The organism is Dietzia sp. DQ11-71 (genome assembly GCF_014144995.1).
GTDB lineage: Bacteria > Actinomycetota > Actinomycetes > Mycobacteriales > Mycobacteriaceae > Dietzia > Dietzia kunjamensis.
This window is the reverse complement of the sequence record NZ_JAALDT010000035.1, coordinates 1-19,686: the sequence shown is the minus strand read 5'-3', so window position 1 is coordinate 19,686 and position 19,686 is coordinate 1. Positions and strand designations below refer to the sequence as shown.

Sequence of the window (19,686 nt, the reverse complement as noted above, 5' to 3'; positions counted from 1 at the left end):
CACGTCGAACGCACACGGTGGTCGCAGCGCGGCCGCCGATCAGGAGCGCGCCCGGGCCGCGGCCCGGGGCATGGCGCGGACGAAGGGAGTGCGCTGGTGATCGCCTCGATCCGGGGGACCGTGGCCGAGATCGGCCTGGACCGCTGCGTGGTGGAGACCGGGGGAGTCGGGGTGCTCGTGCACGCGACCCCCGCGGCGCTCGCCGGTCTCCGGCGCGGGGCGGAGGGGATGCTCCACACGGAGCTGGTGGTGCGCGAGGACTCGCTCACCCTGTACGGATTCGACTCGGTGGACGCGCGTCAGTTGTTCCTCACCGTGCAGACCGTCTCCGGCGTCGGACCACGACTGGCACTGGCGATCGTCGCGACCCTCGAGCCGGAGGCCCTCGTCCGGGCTCTCGGAACCGGGGACGTCAGGGCGTTGACCCGCGTCCCCGGCGTGGGCAAGCGCACGGCCGAACGCATGGTGCTGGAGCTCAAGGACAAAGTCGGGCCCGTGGCGGACGGTGGCTCCGTGGGGATCCAGAGCGGCACGACAGGCGGGTCGGCCGCGACCGAGGTCGCAGAGGCACTCGAGGGCCTGGGCTTCTCTTCCGCGGAGGCCGAGAAGACCGCCACCGCGGTGCTCGCGGCCGAGCCGGACCTCGACCCGGCGCAGGCCCTGCGACTGGCCCTCAAATCACTCGGTAAGCGCTGATGGCGGGACCGTTCGACGCGCCCGGCGACGGGCGTTCCCCCGGCGCCGACGACGGGGCGGGCCACGAGGGCGAGCTGTCCGCGTCCGCGACCCCGTTCGACACCGACGTCGAGGGTGCCCTCCGACCCCGCAGCCTGGGCGAGTTCATCGGTCAGGAGACGGTCCGGGAGCAACTGGACCTGGTCCTCACCGCCGCCACCCGCCGCGGGGTCGTGCCCGACCACCTGCTCTTCTCCGGGCCGCCCGGGCTGGGCAAGACGAGTCTCGCGATGATCGTCGCGGCGGAACTCGGTGGATCGCTGCGGATCACCTCCGGTCCCGCCCTCGAACGACCCGGTGACCTCGCCGCGATGCTGTCCAATCTCATCGAGGGCGACGTGCTGTTCATCGACGAGATCCACCGCATCGCGCGCCCGGCCGAAGAGATGCTCTATCTCGCGATGGAGGACTTCCGGATCGACATCATGGTGGGCAAGGGGCCCGGTGCCACCTCGATCCCGCTGGAGATCGCCCCGTTCACCCTGGTCGGTGCCACCACGCGATCCGGAGCGCTGACCGGTCCGCTGCGCGACAGGTTCGGGTTCACCGCGCACATGGACTTCTACACGGACACCGACCTCGCCAGGATCGTCACCCGCGCCGCGGACATCCTCGCCATCCCCGTGGAGCCCGATGCCGCGCTGGAGATCGCCGGCCGGTCGCGGGGCACACCCCGGATCGCCAACCGGCTCCTGCGACGGGTCCGCGACTTCGCCGAGGTCCGGGCCGACGGTCGCATCACCGTGCCCGTCGCCAGGGCCGCCCTCGAGGTGTACGAGGTGGACGAGCTGGGTCTCGACCGTCTCGACCGCGCGGTCCTCAGGGCGCTCCTCGTCCAGCACGAGGGGGGCCCGGTGGGGCTGAGCACCCTGGCCGTGGCGGTGGGGGAGGAGTCCACCACCCTCGAGGAGGTGTGCGAACCCTTCCTCGTCCGGGCGGGTCTGCTCGCACGCACCCCCCGCGGGCGCATCGCGACCGCCGCGGCGTGGGAGCACCTGGCCCTCACCCGGCCAGGGCCCGACAGGGCGGCCGGGGACCCGATGTTGCCGGTCGAGGTCGACCGGGGCCCCGGCGCGCGCGGCTGAGCCCCGGGCTGGCATCCTCGGACGAGACCGTCCGTAGCCCGGACCCGCCAGCGACCCGGAACCGGCGGGTCCATGTCAGGAGGACCCGAATGGGACTGGAACTGCTGCTGCCGTTGATGATCGTCGTGCTGATCGTGCTGATGGTCCTGCAGAGCACGAGACAACGCAGGGCGATGAAGGACATGCGGGAGATGCAGGCCTCACTGACGGCGGGCGATCGTGTGCTCACCACCTCGGGCCTCCGCGCGACCATCGTCTCCGTGGGAGACGAGACCGTGGAACTGGAGATCGCGGAGGGTGTCCACACCCAGTGGGACCGTCGCGTCATCCGCGAGAAGATCGACGCCGGTACGCCCCCCGGAGCCGACACCGGCACCGGTGCCGCGGATTCCCTGTAGGCCACGACCGGCGAGTAGTGTAATGGGGCCCTCCGGCCGGAGGCCCCAGACGAAGACCGAGAGAGATCACCTGTGTCACCAGCTCGTCCTCGAGGCGCCGACGCCCGCCCCAGACCGTGGGCGCTGCTGTCCGCGTTCTTCCTGGTGCTGTTCATCATCTTCCTCGGCGCCTTCGCCGTCGCCGAGCGCGGCCTGACGCCCAAGCTGGGCATCGATCTGCAGGGCGGTACCCGCGTCACGCTGATCCCCAAGGGGGACCCCGACGAGGCCGACTTGCGACTGGCCCAGGACATCATCCGCGACCGGGTCGACGGGCTCGGCGTCGCCGGGACCTCGGTCGTCATCGAGGGCAGCAACATCGTCCTCACGGTCCCCGGTGAGGACTCCAGCCAGGCCCGTGACCTCGGCACCACCTCGCAACTGACGATCCGTCCCGTGCTGCAGGTCCAGCCCGTCGCCGAGGGCGACGTCGAGCCCGTGCCCGCCGCCAAGGGGGACCGCGACGCCGTCGCAAGGGAGGTCGAGGAGGCCCGCGAGCTCCGCCAGGGCGACCCGCAGGAGCTCACCGAGACCCTCGCGACCTTCCGCTGCCCGGAGCGCGATGTCCTGGCCGGCTTCGACGACCCGTCCCAGGCCCTCATCGCCTGCGGTGAGGGCGCCAAGTACGTCCTCGGCCCGGTCCCGCTGCTGATCGGGGAACCAGAGGACGGCCAGCGGCTCGACGGGCAGCAGATCGTCAAGGACTCCGTCAGTTCCGGGTTCAACCAGCAGGCCGCCAAGAACGAGGTCTCCTTCCGGTTCAACGCCGGACCCGGTGAGCAGGGCAGCGCCACCTGGTCGCGGCTGACCCAGGAGAACCTCCAGCGCCAGATCGCCATCCTCCTCGACGGCGAGGTCATCAGCGCGCCCGTCGTCCAGGGCGTCACGCCGGTCGGTTCGGCGACCTCCATCACCGGTGACTTCAGCACGGACGAGGCGGCCTCTCTCGCCGCGAACCTGCGCTACGGTGCCCTGCCCATCTCCTTCGAGGACCCCAACGTCGACAACGTCCCGGCGTCCCTCGGTCTGGCCTCGCTCGAGGCGGGCCTGCTCGCGGGCGCCATCGGATTCCTGCTGGTACTGGCGTACTCGGCCTTCTTCTACCGCCTGCTCGGTGTGCTGGCGTTCCTCTCGCTGGCCCTGTCGTTCCTGCTCACCTACATCCTGTTGGTGTTCCTCGGATACACCGTCGACTACAGCCTCGACCTCGCGGGCATCGCGGGCCTCGTCATCGGTATCGGCATGACCGCCGATTCCTACGTCGTGTTCTTCGAGCGCATCAAGGACGAACTGCGGGACGGCCACCGTTTCAGATCCGCGGTGCCGCGGGCCTGGAAGAGTGCCAGCCGCACCATCGTCACCGGCAACATGGTCAGCCTCATCGGAGCGCTGGTGCTCTACCTGCTGGCCAGCGGCGAGGTGCGCGGATTCGCGTTCACCCTGGGCCTCACGACCATCATGGACGTCTTCGTCGCGTTCACCGTGACCTGGCCGCTCGTCTACCTCGCCTCCACCAAACCCACCTTCGCCAAGACCTGGGCGAACGGGATGGGACGGATGGAGAACCTCCAGGCAGCCGCGGCGGAACAGCGCCGCATCGACCGGAAGACCGAGAGCGATCTCGAGCAGGGCCGGGGCCGCGGGGTCACCGCGACCATCCGCGGCCCGGGCGGCGACACCATCACCGAACCGCGCACCGAGCGTCCCGCCACCGATGAGGAGGAGGGCCGATGAGCACTCCCACGACCACCGAGCCCGGGAGCGGCGCCGCCGCCCCCGCCGGCCGGTCCGACAGTCTGTTCACGCGGCTCTACACGGGGACCGGGGCGTTCGGCATCGTCCCGAACCGCCGGAGGTTCTACGTCCTCACCACCGTGATCGTGGCGATCTGCCTGGCGAGCATCATCTTCCGTGGCTTCAGCTTCGGTATCGACTTCACCGGTGGCACCAAGCTCACCATGCCCGCAGCCGACCACGACAAGAGCCGCGTGGCCGCGGTGGTCGAGGAGTCGGTGGGTGAGGAACCGCAGACGGTGCAGATCGTCGGAGCCGGGGACGCGCGCATCGTCGAGGTGGAGACGCGGTTCCTCACCAGCGACGAGATCCGTGCGGCCAAGAACGCCCTCTTCGAGGAGTTCCGGCCGGTCACGGCCGACGGTGACGCCTCAGTGGAGGCGATCGGCGACTCCGCGCGCTCGGAGAGCTGGGGAGGACAGGTCACCGAGAACGCACTGATCGCTCTCGGGGTGTTCCTCGTCATCGTCTTCGCCTACATCGCGTTCCGCTTCGAGTGGCGGATGGCCACCGCAGCCATCGTCGCCCTGCTGTTCGACGTACTGACCACCGCCGGTGTCTACTCTCTCGTCGGCTTCGAGGTCACCCCGGCCACCGTGATCGGTCTGCTGACCATCCTCGGCTTCTCGCTGTACGACACGGTGATCGTGTTCGACAAGGTCGAGGAGAACACCCGCGGCATCAGACACACCGCGAGCCGCACCTATGCCGAAGAGGCGAACCTGGGTGTCAACCAGACCCTCATGCGTTCGATCCACACCACCATCATCGGCGTGCTGCCCCTGCTGGCGCTGGTCGTGATCGCCGTGTGGATCCTCGGGGTGGGCACCCTCATGGATCTGGCACTCGTCCAGATGGTGGGGATCATCACCGGCACCTTCTCCTCGGTATTCCTCGCCACACCCCTGCTGGTGTCGCTCAAGAACCGCGATCCGGAGATCAGACGCCAGACCGCCAAGGTCCTGGCCCGACGCGAGAAGGCCGAGGCCGCCGCATGACCGAACCAACTCTCAGCCCCGTCTCACCTGCCATCAGTTCGGCCGTGGAGCGGTTGATGCGTCGCGTCGAGGATTTCCCCTCCGCGGGCGTCCAGTTCTGCGACCTCACTCCGGTCCTCGCGGACGCCGACGGCTTCGATGCCGTCGTCGCCGGGCTGATCGCCGGGCACGAGATCGGCAGTGTGGACTACGTCGCCGGGCTCGACGCCCGGGGGTTCCTGCTCGCCGGCGCGGCAGCCGTGCGGCTACACACCGGGGTCCTGGCCATCCGTAAGGCCGGCAAGCTCCCGCCACCGGTGCATTCGCGGTCCTACGAGCTCGAGTACGGCGCCGCCACGTTGGAACTCCCCGCGGACGGGCTCGATCTCGGGGGGAAGCGCGTCCTCGTCGTCGACGACGTCCTCGCCACCGGGGGGACCCTCACCGCCGCGGTCGGTCTGCTGGAGGACTGTGGGGCGATCGTCGCGGGGCTGTCCGTGGTACTCGAGGTCCCCGGCCTCGGGGGGCGGGATAGACTGGCCGCCACACCGCTGACCTGCCTCACGGTCGCGTGACCGCCGGCCGTTCCTGACGGCCCGGAACTGGAGGGAGGAGCCGGAGATGACGCAACGGCAGGACCCTGCCGGGCATCCGGACGGGGGCGCGCAACCCGGACAGACGGCTCAACCCCAGCCCTCGACACCCCAGCCCTCGACACCCCGGCCCCCGGCACCCCAGTCCGCGACCCAACCGCTCCCCGTGATCCCGGGCAACCGCCCGTCCGCCGGTCGACGGGTGCGAGCGCGGTGGGCGCGCCGCCTCACCTCGGGACTGACCGTCACCTCCACACCGGCGGTTCTCGAACCGCTGGTGCGCGTCCACCGGATACACCACCCCAAGGCCGACGTCGGTCTGCTGGCCCGCGCGTACACGCTCGCCGAGAAGCAACACGAGGGCGTCTACCGCAAATCCGGCGACCCCTACATCACCCATCCACTCGCCGTGGCGACCATCTGCGCGGAGATGGGGATGGACACCACGACGCTCGTGGCGGCGCTGCTGCACGACACGGTCGAGGACACCGACTACTCGCTCGCACGGCTGGAGGCCGACTTCGGCGGTGAGGTCGCCCATCTGGTGGACGGCGTCACCAAGTTGGACAAGGTCGAGTTCGGCGAGGCCGCCGAGGCGGAGACCATCCGCAAGATGATCATCGCGATGGCACACGACCCGCGCGTCCTGGTGATCAAGGTCGCCGACCGCCTGCACAACATGCGCACGATGCGGTTCCTGCCGCCCGAGAAGCAGGTCAAGAAAGCGCGGGAGACCCTCGAGGTGATCGCCCCGCTCGCGCACCGGCTGGGGATGGCGACCATCAAGTGGGAACTCGAGGACCTCGCCTTCGCGATCCTCGAGCCGAAGAAGTACCAAGAGATCGTGCGGCTCGTCGCCGACCGGGCCCCCAGCCGCGACGTCTACCTACAAACGGTGACCAACCGGGTCAGGGCGGACCTCGAGAAAGCGCACATCCAGGCGCGGGTCGAGGGCCGACCCAAGCACTACTGGTCGATCTACCAGAAGATGATCGTGCGCGGTCGGGAGTTCGACGAGATCCACGACCTCGTGGGCATTCGTGTCCTGTGCGAGGACGTGCGCGACTGCTACGCCGCGATCGGGGTCGTCCACTCGACGTGGAAGCCGATGCCGGGGAGGTTCAAGGACTACATCGCCCAGCCCCGCTTCGGCGTGTACCGGTCGTTGCACACCACCGTGATCGGACCCGACGGCAAACCCCTCGAGATCCAGATCCGCACCCACGAGATGCACCGCAACGCGGAGTACGGCATCGCGGCGCACTGGCGCTACAAGGAGACCCGCGGCAAGCACAACGGCGACCCCGCCGAGGTCGACGAGATGGCGTGGATGCGGCAACTGCTCAGCTGGCAGCGCGAGGCCGCCGATCCCGGCGAATTCCTGGACTCCCTGCGCTTCGAGATGACCAGCAAGGAGATTTTCGTCTTCACCCCCAAGGGAGACGTCATCAACCTGCCGGTCGGCGCCACGCCCGTGGACTTCGCCTACGCGGTCCACACCGAGGTCGGTCACCGCTGCATCGGGGCACGGGTCAACGGCAAACTCGTCGCCCTCGAGCGCCCGCTCGAGAACGGCGAGGTGGTGGAGGTCTTCACTTCCAAGGACCACAACGCCGGCCCCAGCCTGGACTGGCAGAAGTTCGTGGTCTCCGGCCGCGCCAAGAGCTCGATCCGGCAGTGGTTCGCCAAGGAGCGCCGCGAGGAGGCCCTGGAGCGGGGCAAGGACCTCATCACCCGTGAGGTCCGACGGGGCGGGGTCCCCGTCCACCGCATCTTCTCCAACGAGTCGCTCGCCGGCGTGTCCCGCGAGCTCGGATTCGCCGACGTCACCGCGCTCTACACGGCGATCGGGGAGAACCACGTCTCCGCCAAGACCGTGGTCGGTCGTCTCATCGCCGCCCACGGCGGCGTGGACGAGGTCACCGAGGAACTCGCCGACCGGTCACGTGACAAGACCATGACCCCGCCCCGCCCCACCACCTCCGGGGCCGGCGTACTCGTGGGCGGTGTGGAAGACGTCCACGCCAAGCTCGCCCGCTGCTGCACCCCGGTGCCGGGGGACCAGGTCCTGGGCTTCATCACGCGCGGCGGCTCGGTCAGCGTGCACCGCACCGACTGCACCAACGCCTCCGACCTGCACCGGGAGCCGGAGCGACTGGTCAAGGTCGAGTGGGCGCCCCAGCCGGGCGCGGTGTTCCTCGTCGCCATCCAGGTGGAGGCCCTCGACCGTCACCGTCTGCTCTCCGACATCACCAAGGTGCTGGCCGACGAGAAGGTCAACATCCTCTCCGCCTCGGTGCAGACCGCGGGCGACGACAGGGTGGCGATCTCCCGGTTCACCTTCGAGATGGCCGACCCCAAACACCTGGGTCACGTCCTCGGTGCGGTCCGCAAGGTCGAAGGCGTCTTCGACGTCTACCGGATGACTTCGAACTGACCGACGCCTCCGCGGCTGACCGACCCCTCCGCAACCGACGGTCGCGGACCCGGCCGGCCTCCGCGGACCCGGTGGGACGGCGTCGGCCCCGGCCGGGAGGCCGGGGCCGGAACTCACGGCCGGGTGCTACGGGTTCACGCCTCGGGCAGGCCCTCCTGGGCGCCGACCGTGACCTTCTCGATGACCACCGGGCGGCGTGGTGCCTCGTAGTCCGGATCGCTCTGGTCGTCGCTCTTCGTCCCGGCATCGGCGATCTCGTCGAGAACCTCCAGGCCGGACTCGCCGATCGTGCCCATCACGGAGTACTCGGGAGGAAGCATGGAGTCCTCGTACACGAGGAAGAACTGACTCCCGGCGCTGTTCGGAGCCTGTGACTTGGCCATGGCGACCGTGCCGCGCGGGTAGACCGACATCCCCGACCCGTCCTCGGCCACGGGGAGGTCGGTGGGCGGCTCGTCCACGATCGAATACCCGGGGCCCGAGAGCCCGGTCCCCGTCGGGTCACCACACTGCAGGACGGAGAGCTGCGAACCCTCACCGCCCTGCGTCAGTCGATGGCACTCGGTGTCGTCGAAGTACTCCTGCTCGGCGAGGTGCACGAAGCTCGCGACGTTGCAGGGGGCGCCCTCACGGTCGAGCGTCAGGGGGATCTCACCGCTACCGGTGGTCACGACGATCTCGGCCGTCCCTCTCCGGGGCTGGTCCCCGGTCGGGGGGTCCACCTCGCGCTTGGACTCCTCGATCTCGTCGACCTGCTCGTTGAAACGACGCGCCTCGGCGACGATCTCGGGCCCCTGGTCCTCGAACTCCGCCGGGTCGACCTTCTCCATGGGACTGGTGTCCTGCGGGTACTCGCAGGTCACCCAGTCGGCGGCGTACTGCTCGGCGCGAGACTGTTCCGCCTTGTTCCAGACCACGACGCCCACGATGCCGAGGAGGACCACCACCACGACCGAGGCACCGGCGATCTTCAGCTGCTTCTCGCGGCGCGCCTGCGCCTCCATCTGCTCACGCAGACGTTGGCGCGCCTCGGCTCGGCGTTCCTGGTTGGTGGACACTGACCCTCCTGGGGACCTGGACTAGGCTGGGACTCCACGGGCGGACCCGTACGGTGGGACTCCGTGAAGAGCCCCACGCGGCGGTCCAGCCCAGGGTCCTTGTCTACCAGGTCGGGTAGTGACGGCCGAACGCCACTCCGGTGTCGGGCGCCGTTGCCCGGCACCGGGCGCCGAACGGCGCCGACAGTGTCGAGAAAGGGAGTACGGGACGTGCAGATCGTCGGTTTCCCCGCCGGGATGTTCCAGACCAACTGCTACATCGTGGCGGACGACGCGGGCGACTGCGTGGTCGTCGACCCGGGGCAGGACGCGGAGGAGCAGGTCCGCCGTCAGATCTCCGAGGCCGGGCTCCGACCCCGCGCGGTCCTGCTCACACACGGGCACCTCGACCACATCTGGAACGCGCGGCAGGTGGCGGATCACTACGGGGTCCCCGCCTACATCCACCCCGAGGACCGCGAGATGCTCTCCGATCCGGGCAAGGGCCTCTCGCTCGACCTGTCGGCGATGCTCAAGGGCGTCACCTTCACGGAGCCGGCCGAGGTCATCGAGGTGTTCGACGGCGACACCCTCACCATCGGCTCGATGACCTTCGACGTGGACCACGTCCCGGGTCACAGCCCCGGCTCGGTCTCGTTCCGGATCACCGTGCAGACCGAGGACGGACCCCGGCTGGTCGTGCTCGGTGGGGACGTACTGTTCCAGGACGGTGTGGGACGCACCGATCTGCCGGCGGGGGACACCGAGGTGCTCATGCAGTCCATCGCCAAGAAGTTCCTCGTTCTGGACGACGACGCCGTGGTGTTGCCCGGGCACGGGCCGTCCACGACCATCGGTCGTGAGCGTCGGTCGAATCCGTTCCTGCGCGACCTCTAGACCCACCATCCCTACCCGCCCCTCGAGACCCAAGGACGCCTCACCAGTGACCGGCAACGCCAAGAAGACCGCACTCAAGGCACCCAAGGGTGTTCCCGACTACGTGCCTCCGGCGTCCGCCGGGTTCGTGACGGTCCGGGACGCCATCACCACCGCCGCCCGTCGCGCCGGGTACGGGCACGTCGAGTTGCCGATCTTCGAGGACACGGCGTTGTTCGCACGCGGCGTGGGGGAGTCGACGGACGTGGTGTCCAAGGAGATGTACACGTTCTCCGACAGGGGCGGCCGGAGCGTCACCCTGCGCCCCGAGGGCACGGCCGGGGTCATGCGCGCGGTGATCGAGCACGGGCTGGACCGGGGCCAGCTCCCGGTCAAGCTCTGCTACGCGGGCCCCTTCTTCCGGTACGAGCGTCCCCAGGCCGGGCGGTACCGCCAGCTCCAGCAGGTGGGCATCGAGGCGATCGGCGTCGACGACCCGGCCCTGGACGCCGAGGTGATCGCCGTGGCGGACGAGGCGTTCCGCTCCCTCGGACTCACCGGGTTCCGCCTCGAGGTCACCTCACTCGGGGACGAGACGTGCCGCCCCGACTACCGGGAACGGCTCCAGGACTTCCTCTCCGGCCTGGACCTCGACGAGGCGACGCGGGAACGCGCTCGGGTCAATCCGCTGCGCGTCCTGGACGACAAGCGCCCCGAGGTGCGTGCCCAGCTCGAGGGCGCTCCACTGATGATCGATCACCTGTCCGAGGCGAGCGCCGAGCACTTCGCGACCGTGCGGGCGCACCTGGACGCGCTGGGCGTCGCGTACGAGGTCAATCCCCGCATGGTGCGGGGCCTGGACTACTACACCAAGACGACCTTCGAGTTCGTGCACGACGGCCTCGGCGCCCAGTCCGGGATCGGTGGCGGTGGCCGCTACGACGGCCTGATGGAGCAGCTCGGCGGCCAGGCGCTGTCCGGCATCGGGTTCGGTATCGGTGTGGACCGCACGGTGTTGGCACTGCAGGCCGAGGGGATCGACCCGGCGGCCGAGGGGCGCGTCGACGTGTACGCGGTCGCTCTCGGCGCGCAGGCCAAGGCGACTCTGGTGCCCGTCCTCGCCGAGTTCCGCCGAAGTGGGCTCCGCGCGGATATGGCGTACGGGGACCGGGGCATGAAGGGCGCCTTCAAGGCGGCGGACCGCTCCGGCGCGGCGATCACCGTCGTCGTCGGGGAGAACGAGCTCGCCACCTCCACGGCCGTCGTCAAGACGATGGCCACCGGCGAGCAGGAACCGGTGCCGCTGGAGGGTCTCGTCGATCATGTGACCAGGGCCGTCGCCCGCTGACCGCGGCCGGTCGGTCGACCGGCGACACCGGTCGACAGGAGCCCCGCCCGCGCATCAGAGCTGGGCGCGTCAGAGCCGGGCGCCTCAGAGCTGGGCGCGGAAGGTGTCGCAGGCCTGCATCGAGCCCTGCTCGTAACCCGTGAGGAACCACTGCCGGCGCATCTCGGAGGACCCGTGGGTCCACGAGCCCGGGTCGACGCGTGCGCCGCCGGACCGCTGGATGTGGTCGTCGCCGATCGCCTCGGCGGTCTGGATGATCGCGTCGACGTCACTCCCGGTCAGGCTCTCCAGCAGCGGCGGGCCGCCGTCGGGCGCCGGGGTCGAGGTCGCGTAGTGGGCCCACAGCCCGGCGTAGCAGTCGGCCTGGAGCTCGACCCGGACCGCACCCGAGGAGGGACCCTGCGGGTCCTGCTGTGACCGGCGGATGTCCCCGAGCATGGTCTGCAGGTGGTGGCCGAACTCGTGGGCGACGACGTACATCTGCGCCGCACCGGAGGGTGATCCACCGAGCTGGCCCACGAGGACCCGATCGAAGAACGCAGGGTCTAAGTACACGTTCTCGTCGGCCGGGCAGTAGAACGGCCCGATGTCGGAGGAGGCCGCACCACATCCGGTGTCGATGGCGCCGGTGAAGATGTTGGTGTGGGGCTGGATCCAGCGCATCCCGATCTGATCGGGCAACTGGGCCGTCCAGACGTCCTCCAGACTCTCCGTGGTGGCGACGATGCGGCAGATGGTGTCGGTGTTGGCCTGCTGCAGGTCGCACTGGTCGATGTGGGCCTGGAACTGCTGCGCGGAGTCGGAGGTCTGTGCCCGGCCGCCGGTGGCGCCCCGGTCCGTACCGCCGCCGTCGAGTCCGAGCTGGCCGGGGTCGATGCCGAGGAACAACGCGATGACGACGACGACGAGGCCGCCGACACCGCCGCCGACCGCCATCCCCCGGCGACCCCCTCGGCCTCCGCGGCCCCCGCCGGAGACCCCGCTGGTGTCCAGTCTCCCGCTCTGCCGGAACGTCATATCGTCGCCTCTCGTCCACACCGGTCGCCGGTCCACCCGGGCACGCCGCACCACCGCGGTGCTTGTCGGATCACTGTATGGGCTGGCGGTACGCGGTCGCAGCCGAGACGGGGAACGCACGCGGGTGGACGTAGACTGTCCCTCGTCCGAACCCGGGGCCGACCGCTCATCCGGCGGTGGGTCCGTTCCGGTGTTCGCCGACCACACGACTTTTCCCGACGAGAGGACAACCGCAGTGCTGCGCACCCATTCCGCCGGCCAGCTCCGAGCCGCCGACGCAGGGGAGACCATCACCCTGGCCGGCTGGGTCGCGCGCCGCCGGGATCACGGCGGGGTCATCTTCGTCGATCTCCGCGATTCGACCGGCGTCTGCCAGGTGGTGTTCCGCTCGGAGGACGTCGCCGAGCGCGCACACCGCCTCCGCAACGAGTACTGCGTGGCCGTCACCGGCGTGGTGGACCGCCGTCCGGAGGGTTCGGAGAACCCGAACCTCGCCTCGGGTGAGATCGAGGTCGACGTGACCTCGTTCGAGGTCCTCGGCGAGGCCGCGGCCCTGCCGTTCCAGCTCGACGACGAGGTCGGCGAGGAGGCGCGCCTGCGTCACCGCTACCTCGACCTGCGGCGTGAGGGCCCGGGTGCCGCACTGCGCCTGCGGTCGAAGGTCAACGCCGCCGCCCGCAACGTCATGGCGCGCCACGACTTCGTGGAGATCGAGACGCCCACGTTGACCCGCTCGACGCCCGAGGGGGCGCGTGACTTCCTCGTGCCGGCGCGCCTACAGCCGGGGACGTTCTACGCCCTTCCGCAGTCTCCGCAGCTGTTCAAGCAGCTGCTCATGGTGGCCGGGATGGAGAAGTACTACCAGCTCGCGCGCTGTTACCGGGACGAGGACTTCCGGGCCGACCGCCAGCCGGAGTTCACTCAGCTGGACGTGGAGATGAGCTTCGTCGACCAGGACGACGTGATCGCCGTGGCCGAGGAGATCCTCACCGAGGTGTGGGCCACCGCCGGGTATCAGATCTCGACTCCCATCCCGCGCATGACCTACGACGAGGCGATGCGTCGCTACGGTTCGGACAAGCCGGACCTGCGGTTCGACATCGAACTGGTCGAGTGCACGGAGTTCTTCGCCGAGACCCCGTTCCGGGTGTTCAAGGCGCCGTACGTCGGCGCGGTCGTCATGAAGGGCGGCGCGTCGCAGCCCCGTCGCCAGCTCGACGCCTGGCAGGAGTGGGCCAAGCAGCGCGGCGCCAAGGGCCTGGCGTACATCCTCGTCGGTGAGGACGGCGAGCTCGGCGGCCCCGTCGCCAAGAACCTGTCGGATTCCGAACGCGCCGGGATCGCGGCGCACGTCGGCGCGGAGCCGGGGGACTGCATCTTCTTCGGCGCGGGAGCGGTCAAGTCCACCCGCGCGCTCCTCGGTGCGGCACGCGGTGAGATCGCCGAGAAGCTCGGCCTGATCGACCCCACCACGTGGGCGTTCACCTGGGTCGTCGACGCCCCGATGTTCGAGCCCGCGGACGACGCCACCGCCGCCGGTGACGTGGCGGTCGGTTCGGGTGCGTGGACCGCCGTGCACCACGCGTTCACCTCGCCCAAGCCCGAGCACCTCGACACGTTCGACACCGATCCGGGATCGGCCCTGGCCTACGCCTACGACATCGTGTGCAACGGCAACGAGATCGGCGGCGGGTCCATCCGTATCCACCGCAAGGACGTCCAGGAGCGGGTCTTCGGCGTCATGGGTATCTCGCAGGAGGAGGCACAGGAGAAGTTCGGCTTCCTGCTCGACGCCTTCTCCTACGGCGCCCCGCCGCACGGTGGCATCGCCTTCGGCTGGGACCGCATCTGTGCGCTGCTGGCCGGAACCGAGTCCATCCGCGACGTCATCGCCTTCCCCAAGTCCGGCGGCGGGGTCGACCCGCTGACCGACGCTCCCGCGCCGATCACCACCCAGCAGCGCAAGGAGTCCGGCATCGACGCCAAGCCGGTCCAGCGCGGGCAGGCCGCCCCGGCCGGGGCCGCAGCCGAGTAGTACCCGGGGCGGGCGGCCCCGGGCGTCTCAGAGGTGGAACGCCTCGAGCGCCGGACGCCCGTCCATCCCGGAGTGGTCGAGTCCGAACAGCCGGGCCACCGTCGGCGCCACGTCGAGGGTGCGCACCGGGCGGTCGACGACCTGCCCCCGGCGGACGATCCGGTGCCCGCCGGCGACGAAGAACGGGATGCCGAGGGTGACCTCGTGCCCGTGGTTGCCGGGGATGGGGTTGGAGAACGGGGTGGGATCGGAGAACCGCCATCCCGGGTGGCAGGTGGCCACGAGGTCGCCACCGCGCTCTCCCAGGTCGAGTTCGGCCGGGTCGTAGAGGCGGTTGACGCCCGGGAGCGCGCCGACGACCTCACGTAGGCGCGCCAGGGTGGCGTCGCGTTCTCCGGCGGGGCCGAGGTAGGCGAAGGTGTCGGCGCCCCCGTTCTGGGCGATCCCGACGCGGCCGCGCAGCGCGGGGTCGGCGTCGATCGCGCCAGCGGCACTGATGAGGCGCAGCGGCTCCGACCAGTCCATGCCGTGATCGGCCAGGACGATGAGCACCGACCGTTCCCACCGGCCGGTGGACCGCAGGAACTGCTCGAGGTCCCAGAGTTTGTGGTCCGAGTTGTACACCGCCTGGTTGCGGGCCAGTCGCAGTGAGGTGCCGGAGAGGTCCATGTGGCCGAAGCGGTCCATGTCGCCGAGGTTGACGAACGTCATCCGCGGGGCGTGGTCGGTGATGGTCTGCTTGAGGGCCTCGACGGTGAACCAGTCGAGTGAGTGGTCGGTGATCGGGACCAGCGGGAAGGGTGCCCACTGCACGCTCGCGCGGCCGCCGAACAGGCCGTGGAGGTAGTCCTTGCTGAGCACGCTCGCGGTGGTCAGGCCCGCCTCGGTCCGGATGCGGTCCAGCACCGTGGGGGCCCGCAGGTCGTCGGGTCGGTCGAGGGTCCTCTCGTCCCCGAGCGCGTGGTCCCAGACGGCGTTCGCGGGCACCCCGTTGCGCGCGGGCAGCACCCCGGTGACCATGGCGGCGTGGTTGGGCAGGGTCTCGGCGATCATCACGGAGGAGGCGTCGGTGAACCGCGTCCCCTCGGAGGCCCATCGGTGCAGGGTGGGCGCCTGGGCCGGGTTGAGTTCGTCGGGCCGCATGCCGTCGGTGACGATCACGTAGACGTCGAGGTCGTCGGCCACCGGGCGCACCGGGTTCGCCCACACGGGGGCGGGCTCGGCGAGCAGGGTCACCCCGATGGCGCCGGCGGCGGCGACCATGCCGGCGCCGGCGAGCGCCTCACGACGGGTGAGTGTGGGTCCGTGGGTGGGGTTGTCGTCGCGGCACATGGGGCGGGGGTCCTGACGGTCGGGTGGTGGCTGGCGGGGCGGTGTGCCCGGCGGGGGCGTGGCACACCTGACCACCAGGGAACCCGACGACGACGAGGGCTGCCCACACTTTCGGTGATCGGACGCCGAATGTTCACCCGGGGGTCGGAGTCCGGGCCCGCCGGTAGCCTGGTCGGCGTGAACGAAGATGCCGGGTTGTTCGCCGCCGGGGACGCGGGCGGACACGCGCCCCTCCCGCCCGCGGCGGGGGACGTGGACCCGTCCGCACCGCTGGCCGTGCGTATGCGGCCGCGGACTCTGGACGAGGTGATCGGCCAGGAGCACCTGTTGCGGCCCAACTCCCCGCTGCGGCGGCTGGTGGAGGGGCGCGGCGGCTCCTCGCTGATCCTCTACGGTCCGCCGGGTACCGGGAAGACGACGCTCGCGAACCTCGTCGCGAGCACGTCCGGTCGGCACTTCGTGGCGCTGTCCGCGTTGAGTGCGGGGGTCAAGGACGTCCGCGCGGTCATCGACGACGCCCGCACCCGCCAGGTGCACGGTCAGCGCACGGTCCTGTTCATCGACGAGGTGCACCGGTTCTCCAAGAGCCAACAGGACGCCCTGCTCGCCGCGGTGGAGAACGGCATCGTCCTCCTGGTCGCCGCCACCACGGAGAACCCCCACTTCTCCGTGATCGCCCCGTTGCTGAGTCGATCCCTCATCGCCGAGCTCCGGGGGCTGGACGACGCGGGTGTCGCCGGCGTCCTGAGGCGCGCGGTGGCCGAGGAGCGGGGCCTGGCCGGCGAGGTCGAGCTGACGGACGAGGCGGTGGAGGACATCGTCAGACTGTCGGGGGGCGACGCGAGGCGCAGCCTCACGATCCTCGAGGCGGCGGCGGGGGCAGCGGAGGACGGGGTGGTGACCCCGGGGATCGTGGAGCTGAGCCTGGACGCCGCGCCGGTGCGCTACGACCGCGACGGGGACCAGCACTACGACGTCACGAGCGCGTTCATCAAGTCCATCCGCGGGTCCGACGTGGACGCCGCCCTGCACTACCTCGCGCGGATGCTGGTCGCGGGGGAGGACCCGCGGTTCATCGCCCGGCGCCTCATGGTCCACGCCAGTGAGGACATCGGGATGGCCGACCCCACCGCGCTGCTGGCCGCGGGGGCCGCCGCCGAGATCGTGCAGAAGGTCGGACTGCCGGAGTGCAGGTTGGCGCTGGCGCAGGCCACCATCCACCTCGCCACGGCCCCCAAATCCAAGGCTGTCATCGCCGCGATCGACGCCGCGATGGCCGACGTCCGCGCGGGCGGGGTGGGCGAGGTGCCCAAGCATCTGCGGGACGGCCACTACGCCGGGGCGAAGGGCCTGGGCAACGGGGTGGGCTACCGCTACGCCCACAACGCGCCCGCCGGGGTCGTGGCGCAGCAGTACCCGCCCGACGAACTGGTGGGGCGTGACTACTACGAGCCCAGCCCCCACGGGCACGAGCGGGAGCTGGGTGCGCGGGTGGACAAGCTACGGAAGATCATACGAACAGAGACGTAGCCAGTTCTTGAGAAATATGTGAGTATCGTTAATGAGTGCTTGACCAGGCACTGTGACCACGCCGCTCACCCTGGAGGAAACCATGGCCTATCTCCTGTCCACGCTCGTCAGTGTCGCGACCTCGATCGGGGTCTGGGGCACGGGGGCACACAGCATGGGGCTCCTGCCCCGGGAGGCGTTCATCACCGCCGCCAACTTCGGCATCGTCCTGCCCCCGATGCCGCGCTGACCTCCCGTCAGGCAGGGCCCGCCCTGCACCGGGCGCCCATCCGCCGGTTCGGCCGGGTGGGCGCCCGCAGGCGTTCACGCGGCCGCCCACCTCGTCGTCGTCAGGTCGTCCCGGCCCACCTCGTTCCCGGTCCCGCCCGGGCGCGGCGGTAGGCTGGGACCTCGCCCGAGACCACCAGTAGACGACCAGTGAGGCCCCCAGTGCAGACCCATGAGATCCGGCGCCGCTTCCTCGAGCACTTCGTCAGGGCCGGCCACGCCGAGGTCCCCAGTGCGTCTCTGGTGTTGGACGATCCCAACCTGCTGTTCGTCAACGCCGGGATGGTGCCGTTCAAGCCCTACTTCCTCGGCCAGGAGACCCCGCCGTACGCCACCGCGACCTCCATCCAGAAGTGCGTGCGCACCCTCGACATCGAGGAGGTGGGCATCACCACCCGCCACAACACCTTTTTTCAGATGGCCGGGAACTTCTCGTTCGGCGACTACTTCAAGGAAGGCGCCATCCGGCACGCGTGGTCGCTGCTGACCACCCCTGTCGACGCCGGCGGGTTCGGGATCGACCCCGCGCTGCTGTGGGTCACCGTCTACCTCGACGACGACGAGGCCCACGGCATCTGGCGGGACGTGATCGGGGTGCCCGAGGAGCGCATCCAGCGCCGCGGCATGGCGGACAACTACTGGTCCATGGGCGTGCCCGGTCCGTGCGGACCGTGCTCGGAGATCTTCTACGACCGTGGGCCCGCCTACGGGGTGGACGGCGGGCCCGAGGCCGACGAGGACCGCTACATCGAGATCTGGAACCTCGTGTTCATGCAGAACGAGCGAGGGGAGGGCACCGGCAAGGACGCCTTCGAGATCCTCGGCCCGCTGCCCAAGCAGAACATCGACACCGGCATGGGCGTCGAGCGCGTCGCGTTCCTGCTCCAGGGCGTGGAGAACGTCTACGAGACGGACCTGCTGCGCCCGGTCATCGAGACCGCCGAGCGACTGTCCGGCGCGAAGTACGGTGCGGACGGCGCCGCCGACGTGCGGTTCCGGGTCATCGCCGACCACGCCCGCACCGCCTACATGCTCATCTCCGACGGCGTGACCCCCGGCAACGAGGGCCGCGGGTACATCCTGCGCCGTCTACTGCGTCGCATCGTCCGCTCCGTGCGACTGCTCGGGGCGACCGGCGAGACGATGGCCGAGTTCATGGCCACCGTCCGCGACGCGATCGGCCCGTCCTTCCCCGAGACCGTCTCCGGGTACGACCGGATCGAGCGGATCGCGGTGGCCGAGGAGGTCGCGTTCCTCAAGACGCTCGAGTCCGGGACGCAACTGTTCGAGCGCGCCGCCTCCGACGCCCGGTCGTCGGGCGCCGCGGTGCTCACCGGCCGCCAGGCGTTCGCCCTGCACGACACGCACGGCTTCCCGATCGACCTCACCCTCGAGATGGCGTCCGAGGCCGGGCTGCAGGTGGACGAGGAGGGCTTCCGTTCCCTCATGTCCGAGCAGCGCGCCCGCGCCAAGGCCGATTCCCGGGCCAAGAAGCACGCCCACGCCGACCTGTCCGTCTACCGTGACTTCCTCGACGCCGGCGAGACCGTCTTCACCGGCTTCACCGACCTGACCGACGAGTCGCGGCTGCTGGGCATCGTCTCCGGCGGCGAGGCCGTCCACGTCGCCCGCGAGGGGGACGCGGTGGAATTCCTGCTCGACCGCACCCCGTTCTACGCCGAGTCCGGCGGACAGCTGGGCGACCGCGGCATGATCTCCACCGCCGGCTTCCAGATGCGGGTCGACGACGTCCAGAAGATCGGCAAGAAGCTCTGGGTGCACAAGGGCGTCCTCACCGGCGGCGAGGCCGAGGCCGGTCAGCTCGTCACCTCCGCCGTCGACCCCGAGTGGCGCAAGGGCGCCACCCAGGGCCACTCCGCCACCCACCTCGTCCACGCCGCACTGCGGCAGATCCTCGGCCCGGAGGCCGTCCAGGCAGGCTCGCTCAACAAGCCCGGCTACATGCGGTTCGACTTCAACTGGTCCGGCTCGATCCCCTCCGACGTCCTGGCGCAGGTCGAGGAGGTCACCAACACCGCCGTCGACGCCGACTACGGGGTCAACACCGTGGAGACCACCCTCGAGGAGGCCAAGCGCATGGGCGCCATGGCCCTGTTCGGCGAGAACTACGGCTCCCGGGTCCGCGTGGTGGAGATCGGCGGCCCCTTCTCCATGGAACTGTGCGG

At 70.3% G+C, this 19,686-nt stretch carries 16 protein-coding genes; 13 read left to right on the top strand and 3 right to left on the bottom strand.

Annotated elements, in window-relative coordinates:
* The first annotated feature begins 96 nt into the window (after positions 1–96).
* The 7 genes from ruvA (at position 97) to G6023_RS01430 (ending at position 8,058) form a co-directional block, all read left to right on the top strand.
* On the top strand, positions 97–696 hold the full coding sequence (gene ruvA, locus G6023_RS01460) for a Holliday junction branch migration protein RuvA (RefSeq protein ID WP_182633901.1): 600 nt from the start codon (positions 97–99) through the stop codon (positions 694–696).
* Entirely contained in the window at positions 696–1,820 is a 1,125-nt protein-coding gene (gene ruvB, locus G6023_RS01455; protein WP_182633900.1) for a Holliday junction branch migration DNA helicase RuvB, read from the top strand. Before ruvA ends, ruvB begins: the two co-directional genes overlap by 1 nt.
* An 89-nt stretch (positions 1,821–1,909) precedes the next feature.
* Complete coding sequence (yajC, locus tag G6023_RS01450) at positions 1,910–2,218, top strand: preprotein translocase subunit YajC (protein ID WP_120283366.1); 309 nt, start codon at positions 1,910–1,912, stop codon at positions 2,216–2,218.
* Positions 2,219–2,362: 144 nt separating this feature from the next.
* On the top strand, positions 2,363–3,991 hold the full coding sequence (gene secD, locus G6023_RS01445; RefSeq protein ID WP_182633903.1) for a protein translocase subunit SecD: 1,629 nt from the start codon (positions 2,363–2,365) through the stop codon (positions 3,989–3,991).
* Entirely contained in the window at positions 3,988–5,049 is a 1,062-nt protein-coding gene (gene secF, locus G6023_RS01440; protein WP_096905406.1) for a protein translocase subunit SecF, read from the top strand. Before secD ends, secF begins: the two co-directional genes overlap by 4 nt.
* Positions 5,046–5,603: an adenine phosphoribosyltransferase gene (locus G6023_RS01435; RefSeq protein WP_096905407.1), complete on the top strand. Its 558-nt coding sequence runs from the start codon at positions 5,046–5,048 to the stop codon at positions 5,601–5,603. The genes secF and G6023_RS01435 overlap by 4 nt, the downstream gene beginning before the upstream one ends.
* A gap of 46 nt (positions 5,604–5,649) precedes the next feature.
* A complete protein-coding gene (locus G6023_RS01430; protein ID WP_182633899.1) occupies positions 5,650–8,058 on the top strand; it encodes a RelA/SpoT family protein in 2,409 nt (802 codons plus the stop codon).
* A 134-nt stretch (positions 8,059–8,192) separates the two neighbouring features.
* Here the strand turns inward: G6023_RS01430 and G6023_RS01425 are convergent, their stop codons facing one another.
* Positions 8,193–9,116 carry a peptidylprolyl isomerase gene (locus tag G6023_RS01425; protein ID WP_182633898.1) on the bottom strand — a complete coding sequence of 308 codons (924 nt, stop codon included), beginning with the start codon at positions 9,114–9,116 and terminating at the stop codon, positions 8,193–8,195.
* Between the two features lie 210 nt (positions 9,117–9,326).
* Between G6023_RS01425 and G6023_RS01420 the strand changes: the two genes are divergently transcribed.
* Positions 9,327–9,992 carry an MBL fold metallo-hydrolase gene (locus G6023_RS01420; RefSeq protein WP_067717896.1) on the top strand — a complete coding sequence of 222 codons (666 nt, stop codon included), beginning with the start codon at positions 9,327–9,329 and terminating at the stop codon, positions 9,990–9,992.
* A 46-nt stretch (positions 9,993–10,038) separates the two neighbouring features.
* Positions 10,039–11,319 carry a histidine--tRNA ligase gene (gene hisS / locus G6023_RS01415; protein WP_182633897.1) on the top strand — a complete coding sequence of 427 codons (1,281 nt, stop codon included), beginning with the start codon at positions 10,039–10,041 and terminating at the stop codon, positions 11,317–11,319.
* Positions 11,320–11,403: 84 nt separating this feature from the next.
* Here hisS and ypfJ read toward each other — a convergent pair whose 3' ends face one another.
* A complete protein-coding gene (gene ypfJ / locus G6023_RS01410; protein WP_182633896.1) occupies positions 11,404–12,336 on the bottom strand; it encodes a KPN_02809 family neutral zinc metallopeptidase in 933 nt (310 codons plus the stop codon).
* Positions 12,337–12,571: 235 nt separating this feature from the next.
* Between ypfJ and aspS the strand changes: the two genes are divergently transcribed.
* Entirely contained in the window at positions 12,572–14,371 is a 1,800-nt protein-coding gene (gene aspS / locus G6023_RS01405) for an aspartate--tRNA ligase (RefSeq protein ID WP_182633895.1), read from the top strand.
* Between the two features lie 27 nt (positions 14,372–14,398).
* On the opposite strand, the gene G6023_RS01400 is transcribed toward aspS, so the two are convergent.
* Positions 14,399–15,703 (bottom strand): alkaline phosphatase family protein, encoded by a 1,305-nt coding sequence (locus G6023_RS01400; protein ID WP_182633894.1) that lies wholly within the window; start codon positions 15,701–15,703, stop codon positions 14,399–14,401.
* Positions 15,704–15,832: 129 nt separating this feature from the next.
* On the opposite strand from G6023_RS01400, the gene G6023_RS01395 reads away from it, so the two are divergent.
* The 3 genes from G6023_RS01395 to alaS form a co-directional block, all read left to right on the top strand.
* Entirely contained in the window at positions 15,833–17,233 is a 1,401-nt protein-coding gene (locus G6023_RS01395; protein WP_182633902.1) for a replication-associated recombination protein A, read from the top strand.
* A 52-nt stretch (positions 17,234–17,285) separates the two neighbouring features.
* Positions 17,286–17,462, top strand: a complete 177-nt coding sequence (locus G6023_RS01390; protein ID WP_156523604.1) for a hypothetical protein — start codon at positions 17,286–17,288, stop codon at positions 17,460–17,462.
* A 200-nt stretch (positions 17,463–17,662) separates the two neighbouring features.
* On the top strand, positions 17,663–19,686 hold a 2,024-nt coding region (alaS, locus tag G6023_RS01385; protein ID WP_182633893.1), incomplete at its 3' end, for an alanine--tRNA ligase.